Raw genomic sequence first — 25,739 nt, forward strand, 5'->3', positions numbered from 1 at the left:
CGCAAGACGCCTTCAGCCTGGCCAATCGCCTCGCCGATACGCCGTGCTTCGAGCTGCAGCGCTTCAGCCTCGATGGACAGTCGGTGCAGTTGGAGTTCGCGCAAATCCGGGTCGATGGCGGCCTGCAGTTGGCCGAACAGGCCGACCTGCTGATCGTGCCCGCCACCGGCAGCGCCATCAGTAAGACCCTGGAGAGCAACGCCGAGCTTCTGCCCTGGCTGGCCCGACGCGACCGGCAACAGATAGCGAGCCTGTGCAGCAGCGCCTTCCTGCTGGCCGCCGCCGGTTTGCTCGATGGTCGCCAGGCGACCACCCACTGGGCACTGGCCGGGGCCTTCTCGCGCCACTTCCCCCAGGTAAACCTGCGCAGCGACCTGCTGCTGACCGAAGATGGCCCGTTGTTCTGCTCCGGGGGCGCACAGGCCGGGCTCGACCTGTGCCTGCACCTGATCGGCCGACATGCCGGCGAATGGCTCGCACAACAAGTGGCCAACGCCATGGTGATTGAGCGCCAGCGCGGCACGCAGACGCGCTTCGCCCCGCTGCTGCCCAGCAGCGAAGACAAGGCACTGGCGCCGCTTTTGGCCTGGCTGCGCGAACACCACGCCGAGGCCATCGATCTCAACCGCCTGGCCCAGCAGGCCCATTGCTCGGCGCGCACCCTGCTGCGCCGTTTCAAACAGGGCACCGGGCTGACGCCAGGCGACTACCTGCAGCGCCTGCGCATCAGCGTCGCGCAACAGGCGCTGGCCGACTCGGCGCAGTCACTGGAGCAGATTGCCAGCGAAGCCGGGTTCGCCGATCGCGCCACCTTCGCCAAGCGCTTCAAACAGCTGTGCGGCGAAACGCCCGGCGCCTTTCGCAAGCGCATGTGGCGCCACTAGGCACCCAAGGTGTCCGAAGGCTGATGCCAATCAAAGCGACTTTTCGTAGGAGCCCCGCCTCGGGGCGAAGCTTTTCCTGTCAGCGCCGCCCCGGTTAGCGGCGGGGGCGCCGCTCCTACAGATTGGCGGCATAGCCGCCGGATAGAGCCGCACCTGCAAAGAAAAAGGGAGCCCGAAGGCTCCCTGATCCACAACGCGACGCCGACTCAGTGCAGGATCTGGCTGAGGAACAGCTTGGTGCGCTCGTTCTGCGGGTTGGTGAAGAAAGTGTTGGGCTCGGCCTGCTCGACGATCTCGCCCTTGTCCATGAAGATCACCCGATTGGCCACGGTACGGGCAAAGCCCATCTCGTGGGTCACGCAGAGCATGGTCATGCCGTCTTCGGCCAGGCCGATCATGGTGTCCAGCACCTCTTTCACCATCTCCGGGTCGAGGGCCGAGGTCGGCTCGTCGAACAGCATGATCTTCGGCTTCATGCACAGCGCACGGGCAATCGCCACACGCTGCTGCTGACCTCCGGAGAGCTGACCCGGAAACTTGTGGGCCTGTTCGGGAATGCGCACACGCTCGAGAAAGTGCATGGCGATTTCCTCGGCCTGGCGCTTGGGCATCTTGCGTACCCACATCGGCGCCAGGGTGCAGTTCTGCAGCACGGTCAGATGCGGGAACAGGTTGAAGTGCTGGAACACCATGCCCACTTCGCGGCGGATCGCCTCGATGTGCTTGAGGTCGCTGGTCAGCTCGGTGCCATCGACCACGATGCGCCCCTGCTGATGCTCTTCCAGACGGTTGATGCAGCGAATGGTGGTGGACTTGCCCGAGCCGGACGGCCCGCACAACACGATACGCTCGCCCGGTTGCACGCTGAGGTTGATGTCCTTGAGCACGTGGAACTGGCCGTACCACTTGTTCACGCCCTGCAGCAGGATCATCGGCTCGGCGCTGGGTTGCTTGATTGCTTCACTCATAAATTCACTCCTCTCGAGGGGCTCGATTCAGGATTTAGCGAGCTAGAGCCAGGCAAGGCGAAAACATTCGAGGGAGCGGAGCGTACTGTTGTACGTGAGCATTCCGAGAGTGTTTTCAACGACGCCTGGTCGACGCGCAGCAAATACTGATCAACTCCTAACGCTTGTGGCCGGTATCCAGCTTCCTCTCCAGATGCATGGAGTAGCGGGACATGCCGAAACAGAAAATCCAGAAGACCAGCGCCGCGAACACATAGCCCTCGGTGGCCATGCCCAGCCAGGCCGGGTCGGTGGTCGCCTGCTTGATGCTGTTGAGCAGATCAAACAGTCCGATGATGATCACCAGGCTGGTGTCCTTGAACAGGGCGATGAAGGTGTTGACGATGCCTGGAATCACCAGCTTGAGCGCCTGCGGCAGGATCACCAGACCCATCGTCCGCCAGTAGCCCAGGCCCATGGCCGCGGCCGCCTCGTACTGGCCCTTGGGGATGGCCTGCATGCCACCGCGCACCACTTCGGCGATATAGGCGGCCTCGAAGAAGATCACCATCACCAGGGCCCGCAGCAGCTTGTCGAGGCTCATGCCTTCGGGCAGGAACAACGGCAGCATCACCGAAGACATGAACAGCACGATGATCAGCGGCACGCCGCGCCAGAATTCGATGAAGGTGACACAGATGACCTTGATCGCCGGCAGGTTCGATCGTCGCCCCAGCGCCAGCAGGATGCCCAGCGGCAAGGCGCCGGTGATGCCTACATAGGCGATCACCAACGTCAGCATCAGGCCGCCCCAGCGGCTGGTAGGCACCACGCTCAGGCCGAACACGCCGCCGTGCAGCAGGCACCAGGCGATGATCGGGTAGATCACCAGGAATGCCACGCCATAGAACGCCTTGCGCGGCATCTGCGGGACGAACAGCGGCGCCGCCCCGACGATGGCCAGCCAGATGGTGGCATCGACCCGCCAGCGCTGCTCGCCAGGGTAGAAGCCGTACATGAACTGGCCGAAGCGCTGCTGAATGAACACCCAGCACGCGCCTTCCTTGGTGCAGTCGGCGCGGGTGCTGCCCACCCAGTTGGCATCGAAGATCGCCCACTGCAGAAGCGGTGGAACCACGAGCCAGATCAGATACAGCGCCAGCAGGGTCAGCAGGGTGTTGAACCAGTTGGAGAACAGGTTGGCCTTGAGCCAGCCCAGCGCGCCGACGCTCATGCTCGGCGGCGGCAGGTCAGGCTTGAAGATATGGGTCTGCATGGCTGCTCCTTACCGCTCGGTCAGCGCGATGCGCTTGTTGTACCAGTTCATCAGCAGGGAAATGCTGATGCTGATGGCCAGATAAACGCTCATGGTGATCGCCATGACCTCGATCGCCTGACCGGTCTGGTTAAGTACGGTGCCGGCGAACAGCGAGACCATGTCGGGGTAGCCGATGCCGGCCGCCAACGAGGAGTTCTTCGCCAGATTGAGGTACTGGCTGGTCAACGGCGGGATGATCACGCGCAGTGCCTGCGGGATGATCACCAGGCGCAGGGTGATGCCTGGGCGCAGGCCCAACGAACGCGCGGCTTCGGTCTGGCCATGGCTGACCGCCATGATCCCCGAGCGCACGTTCTCGGCGATGAAGGCTGCGGTGTAGATGGTCAGCGCCAGGGTCAGCGCCATCAGCTCGGGAATCATCACCCAGCCGCCGCGGAAGTTGAACCCGGTCAGCTCCGGCACGCTCCACACCAGCGGGTTACCGGCGACGAGAGCCGTCAACCCGGGTACCACGATGATCAGCGCCAGCGATGTCCACAGCAGCGGGAAGATCTTGCCGGTGGCTTCGCGGCGCTTCTTGGCCCAGCGCCCCAGGGCGATGATGCCGACGATGGTGGCCAGCAGGACCACGACGAACAGACCGAAGCTCTCCGATGGGCTCGGCGCCGGCATGTACAGACCGCGGCTGTTGAGGAAGAAGGTCTCGCCAACATCCAGGCTCTGCCGCGGTCCGGGCAAGGCGAGGAAGACCGCGAAGTACCAGAAGAGAATCTGCAGCAGTGGCGGGATGTTGCGGAAGATCTCGATATAGACGGTGGCCAGTTTGCTGATCAGCCAGTTCGGCGACAGCCGCGCCACGCCCAGCACGAAGCCGAGTATGGAGGCCAGCACGATGCCGATGAAGGACACCAGCAGCGTATTGAGCAGACCGACCACGAACACGCGACCGTAGCTGTTGCTCTCGGTGTAGTCGATCAGGTGCTGGGCGATACCGAAGCCGGCGCTGTTGTTGAGGAACGCGAAGCCGGAGATGATCCCGCGCTTCTCCAGGTTGGCCTGGGTGTTCTGGAAAAGAAACCAGCCGAGCGCCACGACGGCGACAACGGCAATGATCTGGAAAGCCCAAGCGCGCACCTGCGGATCGTTCAGAAGCGATCCACGCGGGCGCGGGGCGTTAGCAGTCGTATGCATGACAACCCTCACGGAAGCCCCGGCCGTACACAATCAGGCCGGGGCTCACTAATCGGAAACGACAGCGGCAGCCCCCGAGAACCGGTCCATAGTCTGCTGCGCGTCGGGCCTGCTGCGTCATAAACAGGCTCAGAATGCTCATTTACAACTCGTAAACTGCGCTTCTTCGCCTGCTTTTTCCTTGCATGCCTCTAGCTCGCGAGCCTATGAACAGATTCTCGTCTGCCGCTGTGGACGGTCAACGCACCGGCGGTGCGTACTGCAGACCACCCTTGTTCCAAAGGGCGTTGAGACCACGCTCGATCTTCAGCTCGCTGCCGGCACCGACGTTACGGTCGAAGGACTCGCCGTAGTTACCGACTTGCTTGACGATCTGCACTGCCCAGTCTTTCGGCAGCTTGAGGTCCTTGCCGAACTCACCTTCGGTCCCCAGCAGACGGGCTACGTCCGGGTTCTTGGTGGATTTGGCGGTTTCTTCGACGTTGGCCGAGGTCACGCCCAGCTCTTCGGCGTTGAGCATGGCGAACAGGGTCCAGCGCACGATATCGAACCACTCCTCGTCACCCTGACGAACGGACGGGCCGAGCGGCTCCTTGGAGATGACTTCCGGCAGCACCACGTAGTCGCCCGGGGTGGCCAGCTTGATGCGCTGTGCGTACAGCTGCGACTGGTCGGAGGTCAGCACGTCGCAACGACCGGCTTCGACCGACTTGGCGCTCTCGTCGGAGGTGTCATAGGTGATGGGGGTGTACTTCATGCCGTTGGCACGGAAATAGTCGGAGAGGTTCAGCTCGGTGGTGGTACCGGCCTGGATACAGACGGTGGCGCCGTCCAGTTCCTTGGCGCTGGAAACCCCCAGCTTCTTGTTCACCAGAAAGCCCTGACCGTCGTAGTAGGTCACGCCGGTGAAGTTCAGGCCCAGCGCCGCATCGCGCGAGCTGGTCCAGGTGGTGTTGCGCGAAAGGATGTCGACTTCGCCGGACTGCAGCGCAGTGAAGCGCTCCTTGGCGGTCAGCGGGCTGTACTTGACCTTGGTCGCGTCACCGAACACCGCGGCTGCAACCGCGCGGCAGACGTCGACGTCCAGGCCCATGTAATTGCCTTTTGCATCGGCGTAGGAAAAACCAGGCAGACCGTCGCTGATACCGCACTGCACGAAGCCTTTCTTCTGCACCGCATCCAGGGTGGCGCCTGCCTGAGCAAAACCACTGACACCGAGCACAGCTGCGGTAGTCAGAACAGCCAGGGTGGATTTCACCATCTTCATCAAAAACCTCCAGTTGCTCTTGTTGTGTTGGAGTCTCCGTCCGCCTTCCCCACCCTTTTGAGGCTTGCGATCCGCTGGCAGCAACGGTATCGACGAGAAGTTCGAACGTCAGGCGGGAGTCTAGTCGGCATTACCCTCTGCTGGCCAACTGCTCCTGCCCTGCCCATTGGTTGAACGGGCCTGAGACGGATCGTCATCCGCCTGGGCGTATCACCGCCCCGACGGTCTGGTTAGGAACCCCCCACAGCAGATTCCTGCCTGTTGAGCAGCGCGCATTACACAGTGTTACCGTTAGCGCACCGCGTCGTCAGTCCGGATGAGCCATAGCAAGCCCCGTACCAGCACACGGCAAACCGCCGTATCCAAAGGGGTCAAGCGCAAAAGATTCACCCGTGCGACAACTTGTTCACAGATTAGCCAAGCCTTGAAAAGGGTGCCGCCCCAAATAAAGGCACCCGCACCACACTGGAGCTACCAATGACCGCACCCATGATTCTGCAGCCCCCGCAAACCGCCGATGCCAGCGTGATCTGGCTGCACGGGCTGGGCGCTGACCGCTACGATTTCCTGCCGGTCGCCGAGATGCTGCAGGAACGCCTGCCGACCACGCGCTTCATCCTGCCGCAGGCGCCAACCCGCCCGGTCACCATCAATGGCGGCTGGAGCATGCCGAGCTGGTACGACATCCTCGCCATGAGCCCGGCACGCGCCATCGACCAGGCGCAGCTGGACGAGTCCGCCGATCAGGTAATCGCGTTGATCGAAGCCGAGCGTGAAAGCGCCATCGCCGCTGAGCGCATCGTCCTGGCCGGCTTTTCCCAGGGTGGCGCGGTGGTGCTGCACACCGCCTTCCTGCGTTACCAACAGAGCCTCGGCGGGGTGTTGGCGCTGTCGACCTACGCGCCGACCTTCAGTGACGACATGCAGTTGGCGGATACAAAAAGACAACTGCCGGTGCTTTGTTTGCATGGCAGATTCGACGACGTGGTGACACCCGACATGGGACGTGCCGCGTACGACCGCCTGCACGCCAGTGGCGTACAGGTGCAATGGCGCGACTATCCGATGACCCACGAGGTCCTGCCGGAAGAGATTCGCGATATCGCCGAATGGTTGGGCCAGTTGCTGGCCGACTGACCGAACCGAAGAGATGCACGATAAATGAGCACAGCGCCCCTGATTCGCACCCTGCAGGATATCGAGCAGATCGAGAGCACGCCCTTGAGCGAGCGCGATCTACCCGGCAGCACCTTCGAGCTGATCCGCCGCACGGCACAGGCCAGCCCGGATGCACCGGCGCTGTCGTTCATCCTCCAGGGCACGGGCGATGAAACGCCACTGCGCCTGAGCTATGCCGAGCTGCTGGCCAGGATCACCCAGACCGCCAATGCCTTTCATCGCCTGGGTTTACGCCCGGGCAAGGCAGTCTCGTTCCTGCTGCCCAACCTGCCGCAGACCCACTACACCATCTGGGGCGGCGAGGCGGCGGGGATCGTCAACGCGATCAACCCGCTGCTCGATCCCGAGCACATCGCCGAACTGATCCATGCCTCCGAGTCCGAACTACTGGTGACCCTGGCGCCCTTCCCCGGCACCGACCTGTGGAGCAAGGTCGAGGCGTTGCGCGATCAACTGCCGGAGCTCAAGGCGATTCTCTGCGTGGACATGGCCAACCTGTTGCCGGAACCGCAACGCAGTGCGCTCAAGGCCCAGCGCGGCCCGTTGCCGGACGGCGTGCTGGATTTCGATGAAACCATCGCCGCCTGCCCCGCCGACCATCTGGAAAGCGGACGCGTGATCGCCGCCGAGGACATCGCCAGCTACTTCCATACCGGCGGTACCACCGGCACGCCGAAACTGGCGCCGCACAGCCACGGCAACGAAGTGGCCATGGCCTACAGCATGAACCTGGTGACCCGCTTCGGCGTCGGTGACGTGACGCTCTGCGGCCTGCCGCTGTTTCACGTCAACGGCGTGATCGTCACCGGCCTGGCGGCCTTCATCGGTGGCGCCGAGGTGCTGCTGGCCACGCCGCAGGGCTATCGCAACAACACGCTGATCGGCAATTTCTGGAAGGTAATCGAACGCCACAAGGTCAGCTTCTTCAGCGGCGTGCCCACCATCTATGCCGGCCTACTGCAGATTCCCAGCGAGGGCCATGACCTGTCCTCGCTGAAGTACGCGCTGTGCGGCGCGGCGCCGATGCCCGTGGAACTGATCCGCCAGTTCGAGGCCAAGACCGGCCTGACCCTGATCGAAGGCTACGGCCTGACCGAAGGCACCTGCGGCAGCTGTGCCAACCCGCCCGCCGGCGAACGCCGCCCTGGTTCCATCGGCCTGCCGATGCCCTACTGCGAGGTGCGCATCAAGGTGCTCGACGAACAGGGACACTACGTTCGCGATGCCGCGCCAAATGAAATCGGCAACCTGTGCATCCGTGGCGCCACGGTGTTCAAGGGCTATCTGCAGGCCAGCAAGAATGTCGGCATCTGGGTCGATGGCGACTGGTTCAACACCGGCGACCTTGGCCGCGTCGACGTCGATGGCTATATCTGGCTGACCGGTCGCAGCAAGGACCTGATCATCCGCGGCGGCCACAACATCGACCCGCAGATGATCGAAGAAGCCCTGCACAAACACCCGGCCGTGGCCATGGCCGCTGCCGTCGGCAAGCCGGACGAAAAGGCCGGCGAGCTGCCGGTGGTCTACGTGCAGCTCAAACCCGGCAACCAGATCAGCGAGGCGGAACTGCTCGAGCATGCCGCCGCGCACATTCCCGAGCGCGCCGCAATTCCCAAGGACGCCTGGATCATCGATGCCATGCCGCTCACCGCAGTGGGCAAGACATTCAAGCCGGCGCTGCGCTTCGATGCCATCACCCGCGTCTACCAGGCCGCCGTCGGCGAGCTGCATCCTGCCGCTCGCGTCGAAGTCCTGAGCGACGACAAGGCAGGTCAGCTGGCTCACGTCCACCTGCCGAATCAGGATCAGGCACTTGCCGAGGCCATCGGCGAGCGCCTGGCCGGCTATGCGGTAGGCCATCGTATTCACTTCGCAACGTGATCCAGAGCGCACAAGGACGCGCGCCAGTTAACAACTTTGCACTTTCGTGCCGCCATTGGTCGGTCTGGCTTGGGACAAGCATTGCCAGGCCTCCAGCGGCGGAATAATGTCGAGCGATCCGTAGACACGACAGGGAGCGTTGGTGGAGCCCTACGGCCTATTCCCCCGGCCAGGCCCGACGAGATTGCGATGAAACCGGCGCACTGGCAGGCAGACCTGCAGCAAGTCCAGCAGTTGCGACTCTTTCAGAATGTCGCCACCAGCAGCCTCGATCAGTTGCTGCGGGAGTTTCGTGCCTGCGAGTTGGAAGCAGGCGAAGTGCTGCTTTCCCCTTTCAACCGCAACCAGCACCTCTATCTGCTGATAGAAGGCCAGTTGCGCGTCTACCTCGGTTCACTGGACAACCAGGCCGTCAGCACCCTCGAAGTCGGCGACTGCGCGGGTGAAATCAGCTTTATCGACAACGAGCATCCTTCTGCCTACGTGGTAGCCGAGCGCCCCTCCATCGTCTTGCGCCTGCATCGCGAATCCCTGGTGGCGCTGTTCGAGCAATCCCCACAGATGATGCAGAACCTGCTGGAGCTGCTCTGCGACCGCGTGCGTCAGGGCAACCGGAAGATTCTCGACAGCGAGCAGAACGCCAACATCGACACCCTGACCGGCTGCTTCAACCGACGCTGGCTGGAGCACGTGTTCGAGCGCGAGAGCACCCGCTGCGCCTTCAACGATGAACCCATGTCGCTGCTGATGCTCGATGTCGACCACTTCAAGGCCTACAACGACCAGCACGGTCATCTGGCCGGCGACTACGCCCTGTGCCTGGTGGCGCATACCCTGAGCAGCCAGCTCAGGCCCAAGGACAGCCTGATACGTTTCGGTGGCGAGGAGTTCGTCATCCTCTTACCTGAGATCGCTGCCGAGGCCGCGCGCGGCATTGGCGAGCGCCTGCGAGTCAGCCTGGAGCAGATCGCCTCGTTCTACTCGCCGGTTGGCGTGCTGCCCGGCGTCACCATCTCCATCGGCCTGGCGCAGATACAACAGCCGGACACCCTGCAGGGCCTGATCGCGCGTGCCGATGCGGCGCTGTACCAGGCCAAGCAACAGGGTCGCAACTGCCTCTGCGGCTGAGCGTTGCCAACATCGCTGCGCACGCGTACCCGAGCGCGCCGGACGCTACGCTTCCCTGCTAGAGTGCCGGGCATAACAACATGCCCGGATGGCTTCTCATGCGCAAACTGCTGATCGCCCTGCTTCTGCTGATTCCCCTCTCCGCCCTCGCCGTGCTCGGCCTGCCACAAGTGATCGACGCGCAGATGAACAGCGTCGCCAACCCGCCACCCTATGCGGCCAGCGTCAGCGCGCAGAAGCTGCACCAGGGCCTGTTCGTCGCCGACCTGCACGACGATGCGCTGCTCTGGGAGCGCGACCTGCTCAAACGCTACGACTATGGCCATTCCGACCTGCCGCGCATGCTCGAAGGCCGCCTCGGCCTGCAGGTGTTCTCCACCGTGACCAAGACTCCGCGCGGCCTGAACATGGAGAGCAACGGCGCCGACAGCGACAACATCACTCTGCTGGCCATGGCCCAGCGCTGGCCGCGGGAAACCTGGAACAGCCTGCTGCAACGCGCGCTATACCAAGCGCAGAAACTCCAGGACGCCGCCGCCGGCAGTGATGGTCGTCTGGAGCTGATCCGCACCCGCGCGGACCTGGCGAACTTCGTCGAAGCCTGGGACAAGGATCCGCGCCGCGTCGCCGGCCTGCTCGCCACCGAGGGCCTGCAACCCATCGAAGGCAAGCTGGAAAACGTCGATACGCTCTACGACGCGGGATTCCGCATCGCCGGCCTGACCCATTTCTTCGACAACGAGGTCGGTGGCTCCGCCCACGGGCTGAAGAAAGGCGGGCTGACCCCGTTAGGCCGGCAGGTCATCGCGCGCCTGGAAGAAAGATCCATGCTGGTGGACCTGGCCCACGCTTCGCGGCCGCTGATCGACGACGTACTGGCCATGGCCAAGCGTCCGGTACTGGTTTCGCACACCGGAGTCGAGGGCACCTGCGCCGGCACACGTAACCTCAGCGACAAGCACCTGCAAGCCATCGCCGCCACCGGCGGGGTGATCGGTATCGGCTACTGGAGCACCGCGGTGTGCGACACCTCGGTTGCCGCCATCGTCAAGGCCATCCGCTACGCCGCAGACAAGGTCGGTGTCGAGCACGTCGCCCTGGGCTCGGACTTCAACGGCACCGTGCACACGCCGTTCGATGTCACCGGCCTGGCGCAGATCACCGAAGGCCTGCAAGGCGCCGGCTTCGACGACACGGCCATCGCCGCGATCATGGGCGGCAATGTCCAGCGCCTGCTGCTGGCCAGCCTGCCGGAGAAATAACGCACTGACCGCACAGTACGCTTGACAGACGCGAGCGAAGCACTTCGCCACGCCCGCGTCTTGCATTACACTGGCGGGCGTTCACTCCTTAACCAGTCGATGAGAAGCCCGTGCTCAAAGCACTCAAGAAAATGTTCGGCAAGGCCGAAGACGAGCAGCCGCAACCAGCGCCGTCACCCGCAGCAGCGCCCGCCCAGAGCCGTGGCGCCGACGACAAGCGTCCCCGCAAGAACAAGCCCGCCCGCCCAGCCAGCGAGACCGTGAGCGACAGCCCCGCGCCACAACAGCCGCGCCCGCCGAAAGCCGACAAGCCGCGCCGCGAACGCCCGGCCAAACCGGTCGATACCTGGAAGCTGGAAGATTTCGTGGTCGAACCGGCCGAAGGCAAGACGCGCTTCCATGACTTCAAGCTCGCCCCCGAGCTGATGCACGCCATCCACGACCTCGGCTTCCCCTACTGCACGCCGATCCAGGCCGGCGTACTGGGTTACACCCTCAAGGGCCAGGACGCCATCGGCCGCGCCCAGACCGGCACCGGCAAGACCGCCGCCTTCCTTATCTCGATCATCACCCAGCTGCTGCAGACCCCGCCGCCGAAGGAACGCTACATGGGCGAGCCGCGTGCGCTGATCATCGCGCCGACCCGCGAGCTGGTGGTGCAGATCGCCAAGGACGCCGCCGAGCTGACCAAGTACACCAAGCTCAACGTCATGAGCTTCGTCGGCGGCATGGACTTCGACAAGCAGCTCAAGCAGCTGGAATCGCGTTTCTGCGACATCCTCGTGGCTACCCCGGGCCGCCTGCTGGACTTCAACCAGCGCGGCGAAGTGCACCTGGACATGGTCGAGGTGATGGTGCTCGACGAAGCCGACCGCATGCTCGACATGGGCTTCATTCCGCAGGTGCGCCAGATCATCCGCCAGACGCCGATGAAAGGTGACCGCCAGACCCTGCTGTTCTCCGCCACCTTCACTGACGACGTGATGAACCTGGCCAAGCAGTGGACGGTCAACCCGGCCATCGTCGAGATCGAGCCCACTAACGTCGCCAGCGAAACCGTTGAGCAGCACGTCTACGCCGTCGCTTCCAGCGACAAGTACAAGCTGCTCTACAACCTGGTGACGCAGAACGCCTGGGACCGGGTGATGGTTTTCGCTAACCGCAAGGACGAAGTGCGCCGCATCGAAGAGCGCCTGACCCGCGACGGCGTCAGTGCCGCGCAGATGTCCGGCGACGTGCCGCAGCACAAGCGCATCAAGGTGCTCGAAGGCTTCCGCGCCGGGCATATCCGCGTGCTGGTGGCCACCGACGTGGCCGGCCGCGGCATCCATGTCGACGGTATCAGCCACGTGATCAACTTCACTCTGCCGGAAGACCCGGACGACTACGTGCACCGCATCGGCCGTACCGGCCGCGCCGGCACCAGCGGCACCTCGATCAGCTTCGCCGGCGAAGACGACGCCTTCGCCCTGCCGCCGATCGAAGCGCTGATCGGCCGCAAGATCCAGTGCGAGATGCCACCGGACGAGTTGCTCAAGTCGGTGCCACGCAGGCACTGAGCCGGCGGGAAGCAAAAAGGCGAAGCCCGTGGCTTCGCCTTTTCATTTGCGCGTGGTGCGTCAGGGATTCGCGATGTTCGGCCGCCCTTCCAGCCGCGGTGCCCAGTCCTCGACTTCGGCTTTCTGCAGACGCCGCTCCAGGGTTTTGCGCCAGGACGGCACCAGTGGCAGTGCCAGGCATTCACGCAACAGCTCGGGCTCCACCCGCTTGTCGAACAACACAGCCGAAAGCCGACTCAGCGGCCAATCGGCATGGGTGCGTTCCAGCAACTGCAGAGGGTCGCCGACCCGAACCATGCCCTCCTCAACAACCCGGTAGTACCAGCCGGTGCGGCCGGACTGCTGCACGCGCAGCGCCAGATCGGCGACGCCGAAGCGGTCGCTCAGCTTCCAGCATGGCATGCGCCCCTGGGATACCTGCAGCAAGGCGCTGCCGGCCCGTATGAAGTCGCCCAGGCAAACATCATCTTCGGTCCATCCTGTGGTACTGAAGTTCTCGCCGAAAGCGCCGGGCTGCGCCAGCAGAGGATGTTCGCCAAGCTCGCTACGCCAGGCCGCGTAGTGTTCGCGCGGGTAGTGATGGATGGCCTTCTCCACACCACCGTGTACCCGCAGGTCGCCCTGCTCGTCGCCAGCCAGCCCCTGCGTGGTCGCCGCCAGCGACTCCTGGCGTGGCGTCTTGGCGATGCCGCTGCGCGAGCCGGGTCGGGTGAACGGCTGCGCCGGCCCGGTAAGCAATGCATCGAGGATCAGGCGGGTCATGCGGCCTCCGGGGGTTTATGTTCACGGCAGATCAGCTTGGCATCGTCTGGCGCCAGCGGTTCCTGGGTCAGACTGCAGAACGATTCGCCATCGATCTGTTGGTGAAAACGACAGCTGCCGCACAGGCCGAAGCCAGGCACATCGTTGTCGCGCTGGATTTCGCGCAGAAGGTCGGTCAGCAGGGCTTTGAGCTGCTCGCCTCGCGCCCCCAGGCGGGCCTCGCCAGCGGCCAGAAAATCGGGCGGCAACAACGCCTGCAGCAGTTCCCAGGCCGGCTCGGTGAGCGCCAGGTGCACGCTGCGCTTGTCGCGTGCGTCCTGGGTCTTGACGATCAACCCCTTGCCCTCCAGCGCCTTGAGCGACTGCGACACCGTGCCCTTGGTCAGGCCAAGGTAGTCGGTCACCCCCAGCGGCGTATTCGAATAACGGTTGCAGCGCGCCAGGTACATCAGCGCACTCAGCTGGATGGGCTGCAGCTCGGCCAGCAGCGGGTGCTGGCGAAACCAGATGCGGGTCAGGCTGGACAGCCGTTCGAGCAGATCGAAGAGAGTCGTGTCGGTCATTTATCACTCCTGTCGAAATATAGTATCGACTAAATACCATATTGACAAAGGATGATTTGCGCGTAACCTTCGCATCAGTATCGAATCGATACTAATCTCGACAGGAGATTGATCATGACTCAAGCACGCTTCTATCACGCCGGTTGCCCCGTTTGCGTATCGGCCGAACAAACCCTGCTGAATCTGCTGGCTCCGGAGGTCAAGGTGGAGATAGTTCACCTCGGCGACCAGGCCACGCGCGTCGCGGAAGCCGAACAGGCCGGGGTCAAGTCGGTGCCCGCGCTGGTGGTCGACGGCCAGGTGCTGCACCTGAACTTCGGCGCCTCGATCGACGACCTGAAGTAAGTGCAGAACATGCGAGACGCCGCTCGGCGTCTCGCTGACCGCCGAGGAGAGAATCATGAAAGTGAATGTTTTCGATACCCACGTACGTACGCGCGACGGCCGCTATCTGCACTTCGATGTGTTGATCGAAGGCAACGATCAGGCGCGCGCCAACCAGTTCGCCAGGGACTGGATGGCCGAGCGCGGCCTGCAGGAAGACGCCATCGAACAGAGCCGCTGCCAGTTCTGCCACAGCCAGCCGGCTCACCCGGAGATCGCGGCAGCCATCAGCAGCAAGGGCTACTTCATCATTCCCCTGCAAGGTTGCTAGGAGACATCCATGAATACCTATCGCCCCCTGAACTGCGATTTGCACGATTACCTGGAAATCGCCTGCATGCACGGCTACCGCCTGCGCATCGAACGGCTCGATGGCCTCAGCTTCGAGGCCAGAGCACTGACCACGCGCACGGCCGCCAGCAAGGAGGAGTTTCTGCTGGTGCAAGGCGACGCGGGCCAGCAGGCGCTGCGCCTGGACCAGTTGCTGGCCATCACCCCGCTCAACGTGGGCGCCAGCTTTGGCCGCGTCGAGTTGACTGGCAGCCACTGCGCCTTGTGATATCTACGCCCGCCCCGGCCCAACTGCAATGTCACCCAGGAGAATCAGCATGCCGACCTTCCGCCTCGTCATCAGCCGCAACGAGCAGTTGCTGGGGTATTTCCAGTCCGATGTTCCCCACGCCCAGGCGGCCATCGTGTCTCTCGCCAGCGACTTGGGCAGCGCAGGCTACGACCTCGAACTGCAGATTGCACACCACGAACGCCGCTTACTGGAAAGCGGCCCCGAGGGGCTGCGCGTGATAAGCAGCGAACCGCTGTTCGTTGCCGTATCCTTGGAGGCTCATCTGCAGACCTGACCGCCACGCCTCCCACGCCATGTTTTCCAGCCTGATTCGCCTCGTTCAGGGCTTGTGCCTGATTCCCAGCACCGGCCTGTTCATCGCCCTGCTGACCCACAAACTGCGCCACGACAGCCTGGGGCTGGAGTGGCCATCGCTGCTGGAGCCGGGCAGCAACCCCGCAATCGAACTTGCGCTCGCCAGCCTTCCTGGCCTGCTCGCGTTCCTACTGCTGGCCGCAAGCGGCCTGCTACGCAGAGGCAAAGCCCTGCCCCTGTTGCTCGGCTACAGCCTGTGCGCCAGCCTGGCCGCATACTGCGCCGTGAGCCTGTTTGCCAGTTCCTACGGCAACACCTGGAGCGCGGCGGAAATCTTCCGTGAATTGCTGCTAAACCAGCTCAACTTGCTCGGCCTGGCGATCCTGCCTGGGCTGATCGTAGCCAGACTGCTGGACAGGCTTCTCCGCCGCCCGACATAGGCCTCAGGTTTCGACGCCCTCTACCGGCTCGTCTTCCTGCTCCTGCCGGGCCTCGGCGCCCTCGTCACGCTCCTGCTCGGATTTGCCGAGGGCGCGATTGGTGGACTCCTGCAGAGAATCCACCTGGCGGTTGACCTCGTCCACCACCTCACCGACCGACTCCTCGATCAGCGCCTGCGCTTCCTTCTTCGCCTCTTCGGCGAGTTTCTGCGCGGACTGCTCGGCGGCATCGCAGCCCGCCAGGGTGATCAGCGCTACGCACAGGGCGACGGGCGCCAGACGGTTTTTCCAGAATTGGTACATCTCAATTTCTCCGGTTGCGAAACCGGCCTCACCCCGTAAGGCGAGGCCAGGTTCATGGGTCAAATATTGGCGGGCGGCTGGCCGCGGGTCTTGTACAGCGACAGCAGCACGCCACCGATCAGCAGGCCCAGGGTCACGCTCAGCGACACCGCAGCCGGGATCTTGCCGATGATGCCGACCAGGAAGATCTTCGCGCCGATAAACACCAGCACCAGGGCCAGCGCGTACTTGAGGTAGGCGAAGCGGTGGATCAGCGCCGCCAGGGCGAAGTACAGGGCGCGCAAGCCGAGGATGGCGAAGATGTTCGAGGTGTAGACGATGAACGGGTCCTGGGTGATGGCAAAGATCGCCGGCACGCTGTCGATGGCGAACACCAGGTCGGCGCACTCGATCAGGATCAGCGCCAGGAACAGCGGCGTCACCCACAGCACGCTGCGCCCCTTGCCATCGTCCTGCCGTACGAAGAAGCGTTGGCCGTGCAGCTCATCGGTCACGCGCAGGTGCTTGCGCAGGAACTTGACCAGCATGTTGTTCTGCAGGTCCGGCGCATCGTCGAGTTTGGAGAACAGCATTTTCACGCCGGTGAAGAACAGGAAGGCGCCGAACACGTAGAGGATCCAGGCGAATTCGTGGATCAGTGCGGCGCCCAGGCCGATCATGATCGCCCGCAGCACCAGCACGCCCATGATTCCCCAGAACAGCACCTTGTGCTGGTACTGCCGCGGGATGGCGAGGAAGCTGAAGATCATGGCCATGAGAAACACGTTGTCCATCGACAGCGATTTCTCGATCAGAAAGCCGGTGAGGTAATCCATGCTGGCATCGCCGCCCTTCTGGAAGAACACCCAGACACCGAACAACAGACCCGCAGTGATGTAGCCGCCCGACAGCAACAGGCTCTCGCGCACGCCGATTTCGCGGTTATCGCGATGCAGCACACCAAGGTCGAAGGCCAGCAGGGAGATGACGACAGCGATGAAGACCAGCCACAACCAGGTGGCCGTGCCGAGGAAGTCGGCGAACAGAAACGGTTCGAGGGCAGTCATGAGCCCCTCCTACAGTCAGATTGAACAGACTGTGATTCCGACATCGCGGTGTTAACCGCCAGAGGGGCCCGGTATCACGGGCGCAAATATATTCAGGCCGCGAATGCCGCTCAACGGGGCGAATTTTGCAAAGTGTTTCACGCCGTGCAAAGCGTTCCACCGGCATTAGTCTGCTTACGGGCGAACAGCGTCACGGACGAAGACCGCGTAAAAGCTTCGCGGACAAGTCCGCTCCCACAGGTAGCACCTGCTTATCGTGGGAGCGGACGAAGACCGCGAATTCTGCAACTGTAGCCCCAGGCCTGGATCGAGCAGCAGGGCTGCCTCACCCCATCCTGCAAATGCTCAGAACAGTCCGAGCTGCCCATCCACCAACCGCTCGAACTCGCCACCGACGAACGGCAGGATGGCATCGGCCACCGGCTTCAATTGGCGGCTGATGTAGTGCTCGTAATCCACTGGTGACAGCAGGCGTTCCAGCGGTTGTGGCCCGCCGGTGGTGATCAGGTAGCTGATCCAGCCGCCGCGCTGGTACTGCAACGGCCGCCCCAGCCGCTGGTTAAGCTCGTCGGCCAGGCGCGCGGCTCGTACGTGTGGCGGGACGTTGTGCTGGTAGTCGTCGAGGCGTCGGCGCAAACGCTTGCGATACACCAGCAGCTCGTCCAGCTCACCAGCCAGGGTGCGTTTCACGTAGGCGCGCACGTCGTCCTCATAGGGTTGGCCGGCAAATACCAGGCGGTACAGCTCCTGCTGGAAGCGCTGGGCCAGCGGCGACCAGTCGGTACGCACCGTTTCCAGCCCCTTGAACACCATCCGTTCGCTGCCATCGGCGGCGCGCACCAGGCCGGCGTAGCGCTTCTTGCTGCCCTCCTCGGTGCCGCGAATGGTGGGCATGAGAAAGCGCCGGTAATGGGTCTCGAACTGCAGTTCCAGGGCGCTGGTCAGGCCGTACTCATTCTGCAGATGCTCTCGCCACCAGGCGTTCACGCGCGCTACCAGTGCGCGGCCGATGCGCGTCGCCTCATCCTCGTCGTGGGCGCGGCCGAGCCAGACGAAGGTAGAGTCGGTGTCGCCGTAGATCACCGCATAGCCCTCGACCTCGATCAGCTCGCGGGTGCGCTTCATGATCTGGTGCCCGCGCAAGGTGATAGACGATGCCAGGCGCGGATCGAAGAAGCGGCAGCCGCTGGAGCCGAGCACGCCGTAGAAGGCGTTCATGATGATCTTCAGCGCCTGCGACAAGGCGGCGTTGCCCTCGCGCTTGGCCGCCTCGCGCCCCTGCCAGACACGCTCGACTATGGCCGGCAGGCAATGCCGAGTACGCGAGAAACGCGCGCCGCGAAAGCCTTCCACCGAGTGCTCGTCGTCCGGCTGGTGCAAACCTTCGACCAGCCCCAGCGGGTCGATCAGGAAGCTGCGGATGATCGACGGATACAGGCTCTTGTAGTCCAGCACCAGCACCGAGTCGTACAGGCCCGGGCGCGAATCCATGACGAAGCCGCCGGGACTGTTCTCGCCGCGAATGTCGCCGAGATTAGGCGCGACGAAACCCAGGCGGTGCATGGGCGGCAGGTACAGGTGGGTGAAGGCGGCCACCGAGCCGCCGCTGCGATCGGCCGCCAGGCCGGTGACGCTGGAGCGCTCCAGGAGGAAGGCAAGCAGATCGGTGTGGGCGAAGATGCGCGTGACCAGCTCGCAGTCCTTGAGGTTGTAGCGAGCCAGCGCCGGCTTGTCCTCGTCGAACATGCGCTGGATCTCATCCATCCGCGCATAGGGCGTGTCGATCGCCTTGCCCTCGCCGAGCAGGGTCTGCGCCACCGATTCGAGGCTGAACGAAGAAAAGCTCCAGGTCGCAGAACGCAGCGCTTCGATGCCATCGATGATCAGTCGCCCAGCCGCCTCGGCAAAATAGTGCTGGCTGCTGTTGTGCTGGCGCCAGCCCATCACGTCGCCGCCACGCCCCAGCAGCAACGGCACCTTGAGTTGCTCGGCGTGATCGCGCAGCACGCGCAGGTCGAACTGCACCAGGTTCCAGCCGATGATGGCGTCCGGATCATGCCGCTGCAGCCAGTCATTCAAGCGCTCGAGCAGCGCCTTGCGGCTGTCGCAGTACTCCAGGTCGAAGTCGACGATACTGGCGTCGCCATTGGCCGGGCCGAGCATGTACACCTGGCGCTGGCCACAGCCTTCCAGGGCGATGGAATACAGCTCGCCACGAGCGCTGGTCTCGATATCCAGCGACACCAGACGCAGCGTCGGACGGTAATCGGTGGCGGGTTTGAGCGACTTGCACAGCAGGCTACCGTCCGGCTGCTCAACGCCCTCGAAGAGCACGCTGGCGGTGATAAAGCGCTCCATCAGGTAGCGATCCGGCGGACGGATATCGGCCTCGTAGACGTCCACGCCGACCTGACGCAGCTTCTTCTCCAACTGCAGCAACTGGCGATACTGCCGGCAATACAGCCCCAGCACCGGGCGGCGCTTGAAGTCGCGCAAGGCCAGCTCACGCAACTCAACGCCTTTTTCATTGCGCAACAACGGCTCGGCCCAGGCACGCTGCTCGGCGGGAATGAACGCCACCGTTTCCTGGCACGGCAGGCATACCTGGCGCGGGCCGGCATCGGTCGCTAGCCAGAAGGCCACCTCTGTTCCTTCCGGCGAGTCGCGCCAATGGCGGCTGAGCACGAAGCCTTGCTGGGGTTGCGTCATCGGGATTGGGTCACAGGTTACACGGCAGATCAGGGGCACCTGTAGGAGCGGCTTCAGCCGCGATAGTCGCCGCTAAAGCGCCTCCCACAGGTTCATGTGCTTCAAACTGGCCGAGCATTCTACGCCAGCGGTTACAATGGCGCCTTTTCCGGACGATGGTTCGATGAGCGACACACCTCCCTACGGTACCGGCGATGCCTCCTACCAGGCTGCCGGTGGCATCGACGGCCTGCGCCGTCTGGTCGACGATTTCTACCGACTGATGGACGAACGCCCCGAGGCCGCCGCACTGCGTGCCCTGCACCCAGCCGACCTGAGCGCCTCGCGCGACAAGCTGGCGAGCTTCCTGAGCGGCTGGCTGGGCGGGCCGCGGCTGTTCGCTGAGAAGTACGGCAGCATCAGCATTCCGGCCTTTCATGCGCAGTGGCCAATCGACCAGACGCTGGCCGAAAGCTGGCTGAGCTGCATGGCCGGCGCCATTGCCCTGCAGAACTATGCACCGGCGTTCGCCGACTACCTGCTGACCCAGCTGCGCGTACCCGCCGAACGCTCGGTACAGGCCAGCCAAAACCGTCATCGCAAGGAAACCTGAAATGAGCGACGAACTGATCATCGAAGACCTGCAACTCGGCGACGGCAAGGCCGTGGTCAAGGGCGCCCTGATCACCACCCAATATCGCGGCTGGCTGGCCGACGGCAGCGAGTTCGACTCGTCCTACTCGCGCGGCAAGCCGTTCCAGTGCGTGATCGGCACCGGCCGGGTAATCAAGGGCTGGGATCAGGGACTGATAGGCATGCAGGTCGGTGGCAAACGCAAGCTGCAGGTGCCGGCGCATCTGGGTTATGGCGAGCGCAGCATGGGCTCGATTCCGCCCAACTCCGACCTGACCTTCGAGATCGAGCTGCTGGAAGTGCTGACCCGCGATGACTGATGCCGCCCTCGCCACCCTGCGCGAGCATCTGCTGCAGGCATTGGAAAACCACCCCGGCCACGAGACCCGCCGCCTGTTCCATGGCCGTGGCCGCTGCTGGCCGGGGCTGGAACAGATCACCGTCGACTGGCTGTCCGGTATCGTTCTGGTGATGCTATTCCGCGAGCCGTCGCCAGCACTGCGACCGCTGCTGCTGGAGTTGCTGGCAACGCCACAATGGCAGGCCAGTGGCGCACGCGGCTTGTTGCTGCAGCACCGCTACGTGCAGGGCAGCGAGAGCGAATGGCTGGCCGGCGAGCCACAGGCGCAATGGCCGATCATCGAGGACGGCCTGCACTACCTGCTCGACCTGGGCAGCAAGCAGAACAGCGGGCTGTTCCTCGATATGCGCCTGGGCCGCCAGTGGGTGCGCGAGCAGGCCGTCGGCAAACGCGTGCTCAACCTGTTCGCTTATACCTGCGGTTTCTCCGTTGCGGCCATCGCTGGTCGAGCCGAGCAAGTGGTCAATCTGGACATGGCACGCGCCGCGCTGTCGCGCGGGCGCGAGAACCATCGGCTCAACGGCCACGACCTCTCCCGCGTGGAGTTTCTCGGCCACGAGCTGTTCAAGTCCTGGGGCAAGGTGCGCAAGAGCGGCCCGTACGACCTAGTGATCATCGACCCGCCAAGCTTCCAGAAAGGTAGCTTCGCCCTCACCCAGGACTACGCCAAGATTCTCCGGCGCCTGCCTGAGCTGCTGACCGAGCACGGCACCGTGCTGGCCTGCGTCAACGACCCGGATATCGGCCCGGACTTTCTTATCGAAGGTATGGCCGCCGAAGCGCCGCAGCTGCGCTTCATCGAGCGCCTGGACAACCCGCCCGAGTTTCCCGATATCTCGCCCGAGAGCGGCCTGAAGGCGCTTGTGTTCCAACGGTAGCCAGATGAAATCCGGGAGTTGCTGGCCCCGGATTGCATCCGGGCTACGGGCAGATGCCGATCATGTGGGAGGGGCTTTAGCCGCGACGTGAACAGATCGCGGCTAAAGCCTCTCCTACAATCCGGCTAGCGAATACCCAGGCGCTTGGCCAAACGACTGAGATTGGCGCGGTCCACCCCCAGTTCCCGCGCCGCATCGGCCCATTTGCCCTGATGGCGCGCCAGACATTGCTCGATCAGTCTGTGCTGGAAGGCGTTTACCGCCGTACGCAGCTCCACGCCCGTCGGCATCGCCTCGCCGGGGGCCAGCACTTCGTCTATCAAGGGCGGCGCCTCGGCCATAGGCAAATCCAGGTCCTGCACGTCGAGGCTGAGAATGCGCGGCCGATCGCCGTGGCGCGCCAGTGCCTTGATCGCCGCGCGGCCGATCAGGTGCTCCAGCTCACGCACGTTGCCCGGCCAGTCGTGGCCCAGCAGCGCCTTCTGCGCCTCGGCACTCAGGCGCAGGCTGCGCAGCCCCAGCCGGGCACGGTTCTCTTCGAGAAAGTAACCGGCCAGCAACAGCACATCACGGCCGCGCTCGCGCAGCGGCGGTACCGGCAATGGGTAGACGCTCAGGCGGTGATAAAGATCGGCACGAAAGCGCCCGGCACGTACTTCGGCCGCCAGGTCGCGGTTGGTAGCAGCGATCACCCGCACATCGACGCGGTGCTCGCGATCCGAGCCGACCCGCTGCAACTGGCCACTCTGCAGTACACGCAGCAGCTTGGCCTGGATCGCCAGCGGCAGTTCGCCCACCTCGTCGAGGAACAGGCTGCCGCCATCGGCCAACTCGAACTTGCCGCTGCGCTCGCTCATCGCCCCGGAGAAGGCGCCGCGGACATGGCCGAACAGTTCGCTCTCCACCAATGCATCGGGCAATGCCGCGCAGTTGATGCTGACCAGCGGCCGCTGCGCACGCGGCGAGGCGGCGTGGATGGCTTCGGCCACCAGCTCCTTGCCGACGCCGGTTTCGCCGGTGATCAGCACGGTCAGCGGGCTGTCGCCGACCAGGCGAATTTCCTCCTGCAGCTTGCGCAGCGCCGCGCTCTGCCCCACCAACTCGCGCGGTTGCTGACGGGCCTGTTTGTACAGCTCGGTGAGCTGGCGCTCGGCCTCGACCCGCTGCGCCAGGCCGCTGATGCGCTCGCTGACCTTGACCGTGGCCGCCGCCAGGCTGGCGAACGCATCGAGACTGTCCAGATCGAGCCGGCCGAAACTGGCCGGGTCGAGCGAATCCAGGGTCAACAGGCCCCAGAGCTGCTCATCCAGATAGAGCGGGCAACCCAGGCAATCATGCACTTCCAGATGCCCGTGCAGGCCGTCCACCAGGCCGTCATAAGGATCAGGCAGGCCGCAGTCGGCGGCGAAACGGGTCGGCCCGGCGTGTTCCAGCAACGCAGCCAGGCGCGGATGCTCGCTGACTTTGAAGCGCCGCCCCAGAGTGTCAGGGCTGAGGCCTTCAACTGCCAGTGGCACCAGTATTTCGCCGTCTAGTCGCAGCAGCGCCACGGCATCGCAAGGAAACAGCTGGCGCAAGGCAGAGAGCAGGCGGCGGTAACGCTCGCCATCATCCAGCTCGCGTGACAGATCGGCCACCAGGGGAATCAGGGTTTCCAGCAAAGGGTTAGCGGTCATTTAGACTACTCTTAGTCATTAAGACCCACACGCAAAGCGAGTCATTAATACTGCAAAATAAGCAAGCCATTGATATTTAAGGATTATTTATCTGGCACGCTTTCTGATAGGTATTTATCGCTAACGCTAGCACGCCATAACTGGCCAGACGAGCCACACCGGCGTCTTTATTTGTCTTGCGGAGATACCCTAATGCTGACCAACACTCAACGTGACCTGATCAAAGCCACCGTGCCGCTGCTGGAAAGCGGCGGCGAAGCGCTGACCACCCATTTCTACCGGATGATGCTCAGCGAGTATCCCGAAGTACGTCCGCTGTTCAACCAGGCCCACCAGGCCAGCGGCGACCAGCCGCGCGCTCTGGCTAACGGCGTATTGATGTACGCGCGCCATATCGACCGCCTAGAGGCCCTGGGGCCGCTGGTACGCCAGGTGGTGAACAAGCACGTCGCTCTGCAGATCCTCCCCGAGCACTATCCCATCGTCGGCGGCTGCCTGCTGCGCGCGATCCGCGAGGTGCTGGGCGCCGAGATCGCCACCGACGCGGTAATCGATGCCTGGGCCGTGGCTTACCAGCAACTGGCCGACATTTTCATCGGCGCCGAAGAACAGCTTTACGAGGAAAACGCCACGGCGCCTGGCGGTTGGCGCGGTGCGCGGGCCTTCCGCGTGGCGCGTAAGGTCATCGAGAGCGCCGAGATCACCTCCTTCTATCTGGTCCCGGTCGATGGCGGCGCCCTGCTCGACTACCAGCCAGGCCAGTACATCGGCATGCGCCTGCTGCTGGACGGCGAAGAAGTACGCCGCAACTACTCGCTGTCGGCGCTGGCCAATGGCCGCGAGTACCGCATCAGCGTAAAGCGTGAAGCAGGCGGACGCGTTTCCAACCACCTGCATGACAATGTTCATGAAGGCGACGAGCTGGATCTGTTCCCGCCAGCCGGCGATTTCACCCTGAGCGAGTCGGACAAACCGTTGGCACTGATCACCGCCGGTGTCGGCATTACCCCGGCACTGGCCATGCTCGACGCGGCACGTCATTCGGGACGACCGATTCACTTTATCCACTGCGCACGCAGTGCCGATGTGCACGCATTCCGTGACTGGGTCGATGCGCATGCCGCCGAGCATCCGCAGATCCGCCATTACGTGTGCTACAGCGAACCGCGCGAGGATGACCAGGCCGACGCCAAGGGATTCCTCAGCCGCGAACTGCTGGAGCAGTGGCTGCCGTCCGAACGTGATCTGGACGCCTACTTCCTTGGCCCGAAACCCTTCATGGCTCAGGTCAAGCGTCACCTGCAGGCACTGGGCGTACCGGACGAGCAAAGCCGCTACGAATTCTTCGGTCCGGCTTCGGCGCTGGACAGCTGATCAACGAGGAGGTGAACCATGTATCCGCTCAATCTCCCACCCATGCAGATCCTGCATTTGTCCAGCCAGTTGCTTTGGGCCGGGCTCGTCCTGCTGCTCCTGGGCGTGCTGGCGGCCTATGGCCTGGAGAGGCATCTGAACGTACCGACGTTGGTGCTGGCACACAGCCTGACACTGATCGGTCCCAGCGTGCTGAAGATCGGCTACGTGCTGCGCCTGATCGCGCAGGAACGCCTGAAAGAGAGAGCAAGCGCTCATGCAATTGCTTGATCGTAAGCAGGCCCTGGCCATCGCGCCGCTCTGGCGTCTTGGCTTCCGGTCGTTCTTTCTCGCTGGCGCGCTGTTCGCCCTGTTTGCCGTCGCCCTCTGGGCGGCGGCGCTGCACGGGCTGACGAGCCCCGCGGTGCCCGGTGGCATGCTGGCCTGGCATCGCCACGAGATGCCCTTCGGTTTCGGCCTGGCGATCATCGCCGGCTTCCTGCTCACTGCCGTACAGACCTGGACCGGGAGTCCGGGTCTCAGCGGCCGCCCCCTGATCGCTCTGTTCGGACTGTGGTTGGCCGCGCGCCTGGTGTGGTTCTTCCCCGTGCCGCTGGCACTGCTGGCAGTTCTGCAACTGGCCTTTATCGGCCTGTTCATTGCGCAGATGGCGCGCCAGCTGATTGCCGCGCGGCAACGCAACAACTACCCAATTCTGCTGGTGCTGAGCCTGCTCGCGCTGTGCCAGTCCCTCACCCTTGCCGGCCTAGTGCAGGGCGACGATGGCCTGCAACGCCGTGGCGCGCTGGCCGCGCTATGGCTGATCGCCGTAATGCTGAGCCTGATCGGTGGTCGCGTGATCCCCTTTTTCACCCAGCGCGGCCTGGGCCGGATCGAGGCCTTCGCTGCCCATCCCTGGCAGGATCGTTTGCTGCTGGTTTGTGGTGTGCTGGTCGCCGCGCTGTTCGCCAGCGGGCATAACCTGCGGCCCAGTTCCTGGCTGGCCGCGCCCTTCATCGTGCTGAGCGTGCTGCACGGCCTGCGCCTGTGGCGCTGGCACCTGCGCGGCGTCTGGCGCGTACCGCTGCTGTGGTCCCTGCACCTGGCCTACGCCTGGCTGTTGCTCGCCACGCTCGGCATGGCTGCGTGGCACCTGGGCTGGCTGACGCAATCCAGCTTGGCCAACCACGCGCTG

27 protein-coding genes are annotated in these 25,739 nt (G+C 63.9%); 17 read left to right on the forward strand and 10 right to left on the reverse strand.

Features of this window, described 5'->3' with window-relative positions; genetic code table 11:
• A partial coding sequence (locus tag B3P22_RS21300) for a GlxA family transcriptional regulator (RefSeq protein ID WP_296272446.1) occupies positions 1-884 on the forward strand: 884 nt, incomplete at its 5' end.
• A gap of 206 nt (positions 885-1,090) precedes the next feature.
• Here the strand turns inward: B3P22_RS21300 and B3P22_RS21305 are convergent.
• The 4 genes from B3P22_RS21305 to B3P22_RS21320 form a co-directional block, all read right to left on the reverse strand.
• The gene (locus B3P22_RS21305; RefSeq protein ID WP_275546020.1) at positions 1,091-1,852 is read right to left on the reverse strand and encodes an amino acid ABC transporter ATP-binding protein; all 762 of its coding nucleotides are present in this window, start codon (positions 1,850-1,852) and stop codon (positions 1,091-1,093) included.
• 157 nt (positions 1,853-2,009) lie between these two features.
• On the reverse strand, positions 2,010-3,107 hold the full coding sequence (locus tag B3P22_RS21310) for an amino acid ABC transporter permease (protein WP_197858318.1): 1,098 nt from the start codon (positions 3,105-3,107) through the stop codon (positions 2,010-2,012).
• 9 nt (positions 3,108-3,116) lie between these two features.
• Positions 3,117-4,301 carry an amino acid ABC transporter permease gene (locus B3P22_RS21315; protein ID WP_296272447.1) on the reverse strand — a complete coding sequence of 395 codons (1,185 nt, stop codon included), beginning with the start codon at positions 4,299-4,301 and terminating at the stop codon, positions 3,117-3,119.
• A gap of 238 nt (positions 4,302-4,539) precedes the next feature.
• Entirely contained in the window at positions 4,540-5,568 is a 1,029-nt protein-coding gene (locus tag B3P22_RS21320; RefSeq protein ID WP_197858315.1) for an amino acid ABC transporter substrate-binding protein, read from the reverse strand.
• Between the two features lie 477 nt (positions 5,569-6,045).
• Here B3P22_RS21320 and B3P22_RS21325 point away from each other — a divergent pair, with 477 nt between their 5' ends.
• The 5 genes from B3P22_RS21325 (at position 6,046) to rhlB (ending at position 12,580) form a co-directional block, all read left to right on the forward strand.
• Positions 6,046-6,705, forward strand: coding sequence for an alpha/beta hydrolase (locus B3P22_RS21325; protein ID WP_296272448.1), 660 nt, complete (start codon positions 6,046-6,048; stop codon positions 6,703-6,705).
• A 24-nt stretch (positions 6,706-6,729) separates the two neighbouring features.
• Positions 6,730-8,631, forward strand: a complete 1,902-nt coding sequence (locus B3P22_RS21330; protein ID WP_296272449.1) for an acyl-CoA synthetase — start codon at positions 6,730-6,732, stop codon at positions 8,629-8,631.
• A gap of 189 nt (positions 8,632-8,820) precedes the next feature.
• Positions 8,821-9,759: a GGDEF domain-containing protein gene (locus B3P22_RS21335; RefSeq protein ID WP_296272450.1), complete on the forward strand. Its 939-nt coding sequence runs from the start codon at positions 8,821-8,823 to the stop codon at positions 9,757-9,759.
• Positions 9,760-9,857: 98 nt separating this feature from the next.
• Positions 9,858-11,021, forward strand: coding sequence for a dipeptidase (locus tag B3P22_RS21340; protein WP_296272451.1), 1,164 nt, complete (start codon positions 9,858-9,860; stop codon positions 11,019-11,021).
• A 110-nt stretch (positions 11,022-11,131) separates the two neighbouring features.
• On the forward strand, positions 11,132-12,580 hold the full coding sequence (gene rhlB / locus B3P22_RS21345; protein WP_296272452.1) for an ATP-dependent RNA helicase RhlB: 1,449 nt from the start codon (positions 11,132-11,134) through the stop codon (positions 12,578-12,580).
• A 60-nt stretch (positions 12,581-12,640) separates the two neighbouring features.
• On the opposite strand, the gene B3P22_RS21350 is transcribed toward rhlB, so the two are convergent.
• Together B3P22_RS21350 and B3P22_RS21355 are read right to left on the reverse strand one after the other, a co-directional pair.
• The gene (locus tag B3P22_RS21350) at positions 12,641-13,342 is read right to left on the reverse strand and encodes an MOSC domain-containing protein (RefSeq protein ID WP_296272453.1); all 702 of its coding nucleotides are present in this window, start codon (positions 13,340-13,342) and stop codon (positions 12,641-12,643) included.
• On the reverse strand, positions 13,339-13,905 hold the full coding sequence (locus tag B3P22_RS21355; protein ID WP_296272454.1) for a MarR family transcriptional regulator: 567 nt from the start codon (positions 13,903-13,905) through the stop codon (positions 13,339-13,341). Before B3P22_RS21355 ends, B3P22_RS21350 begins: the two co-directional genes overlap by 4 nt.
• Positions 13,906-14,019: 114 nt before the next feature.
• Here B3P22_RS21355 and B3P22_RS21360 point away from each other — a divergent pair, with 114 nt between their 5' ends.
• Genes B3P22_RS21360 through B3P22_RS21380 form a run of 5 tightly spaced genes read left to right on the forward strand, consistent with a single transcriptional unit; the run spans position 14,020 to position 15,606 of the window.
• Positions 14,020-14,250 (forward strand): thioredoxin family protein, encoded by a 231-nt coding sequence (locus B3P22_RS21360; protein WP_197858303.1) that lies wholly within the window; start codon positions 14,020-14,022, stop codon positions 14,248-14,250.
• A 55-nt stretch (positions 14,251-14,305) separates the two neighbouring features.
• A complete protein-coding gene (locus B3P22_RS21365; protein ID WP_197858301.1) occupies positions 14,306-14,560 on the forward strand; it encodes a DUF2024 family protein in 255 nt (84 codons plus the stop codon).
• A gap of 9 nt (positions 14,561-14,569) precedes the next feature.
• Positions 14,570-14,848 carry a Rho-binding antiterminator gene (locus B3P22_RS21370; protein ID WP_296272455.1) on the forward strand — a complete coding sequence of 93 codons (279 nt, stop codon included), beginning with the start codon at positions 14,570-14,572 and terminating at the stop codon, positions 14,846-14,848.
• 49 nt (positions 14,849-14,897) lie between these two features.
• Positions 14,898-15,146, forward strand: coding sequence for a cytoplasmic protein (locus B3P22_RS21375; RefSeq protein ID WP_296272456.1), 249 nt, complete (start codon positions 14,898-14,900; stop codon positions 15,144-15,146).
• Between the two features lie 19 nt (positions 15,147-15,165).
• Positions 15,166-15,606: a hypothetical protein gene (locus B3P22_RS21380; RefSeq protein ID WP_296272457.1), complete on the forward strand. Its 441-nt coding sequence runs from the start codon at positions 15,166-15,168 to the stop codon at positions 15,604-15,606.
• Positions 15,607-15,609: 3 nt separating this feature from the next.
• On the opposite strand, the gene B3P22_RS21385 is transcribed toward B3P22_RS21380, so the two are convergent.
• The 3 genes from B3P22_RS21385 to B3P22_RS21395 form a co-directional block, all read right to left on the reverse strand.
• Positions 15,610-15,909, reverse strand: a complete 300-nt coding sequence (locus B3P22_RS21385) for a hypothetical protein (protein WP_296272458.1) — start codon at positions 15,907-15,909, stop codon at positions 15,610-15,612.
• Between the two features lie 59 nt (positions 15,910-15,968).
• Positions 15,969-16,955: a TerC family protein gene (locus tag B3P22_RS21390; protein WP_197858292.1), complete on the reverse strand. Its 987-nt coding sequence runs from the start codon at positions 16,953-16,955 to the stop codon at positions 15,969-15,971.
• Positions 16,956-17,300: 345 nt separating this feature from the next.
• Positions 17,301-19,664 (reverse strand): DNA polymerase II, encoded by a 2,364-nt coding sequence (locus B3P22_RS21395; protein WP_296272459.1) that lies wholly within the window; start codon positions 19,662-19,664, stop codon positions 17,301-17,303.
• Positions 19,665-19,827: 163 nt separating this feature from the next.
• Here B3P22_RS21395 and B3P22_RS21400 point away from each other — a divergent pair, with 163 nt between their 5' ends.
• From B3P22_RS21400 to B3P22_RS21410, 3 genes are read left to right on the forward strand one after another with little or no spacing between them, the layout of a single operon-like run.
• A complete protein-coding gene (locus B3P22_RS21400; protein ID WP_296272460.1) occupies positions 19,828-20,256 on the forward strand; it encodes a group II truncated hemoglobin in 429 nt (142 codons plus the stop codon).
• A 1-nt stretch (position 20,257) separates the two neighbouring features.
• The gene (locus tag B3P22_RS21405) at positions 20,258-20,596 is read left to right on the forward strand and encodes an FKBP-type peptidyl-prolyl cis-trans isomerase (protein WP_296272461.1); all 339 of its coding nucleotides are present in this window, start codon (positions 20,258-20,260) and stop codon (positions 20,594-20,596) included.
• Complete coding sequence (locus tag B3P22_RS21410; protein ID WP_296272462.1) at positions 20,589-21,515, forward strand: class I SAM-dependent methyltransferase; 927 nt, start codon at positions 20,589-20,591, stop codon at positions 21,513-21,515. Before B3P22_RS21405 ends, B3P22_RS21410 begins: the two co-directional genes overlap by 8 nt.
• 125 nt (positions 21,516-21,640) lie before the next feature.
• Here B3P22_RS21410 and norR read toward each other — a convergent pair whose 3' ends face one another.
• On the reverse strand, positions 21,641-23,191 hold the full coding sequence (gene norR, locus B3P22_RS21415) for a nitric oxide reductase transcriptional regulator NorR (RefSeq protein WP_296272463.1): 1,551 nt from the start codon (positions 23,189-23,191) through the stop codon (positions 21,641-21,643).
• A 192-nt stretch (positions 23,192-23,383) separates the two neighbouring features.
• Here norR and hmpA point away from each other — a divergent pair, with 192 nt between their 5' ends.
• The 3 genes from hmpA to B3P22_RS21430 all read left to right on the forward strand — a co-directional run.
• Entirely contained in the window at positions 23,384-24,565 is a 1,182-nt protein-coding gene (gene hmpA / locus B3P22_RS21420; RefSeq protein WP_296272464.1) for an NO-inducible flavohemoprotein, read from the forward strand.
• 18 nt (positions 24,566-24,583) lie between these two features.
• Positions 24,584-24,835 (forward strand): transmembrane sensor/regulator PpyR, encoded by a 252-nt coding sequence (locus tag B3P22_RS21425; protein ID WP_275546038.1) that lies wholly within the window; start codon positions 24,584-24,586, stop codon positions 24,833-24,835.
• The coding region (locus B3P22_RS21430; protein ID WP_296272465.1) for an NnrS family protein at positions 24,822-25,739 on the forward strand (918 nt) is incomplete at its 3' end. The genes B3P22_RS21425 and B3P22_RS21430, both read left to right, overlap by 14 nt.

Origin of the sequence: Pseudomonas sp. UBA6323, assembly GCF_002439135.1 — a bacterium.
GTDB lineage: Bacteria > Pseudomonadota > Gammaproteobacteria > Pseudomonadales > Pseudomonadaceae > Aquipseudomonas.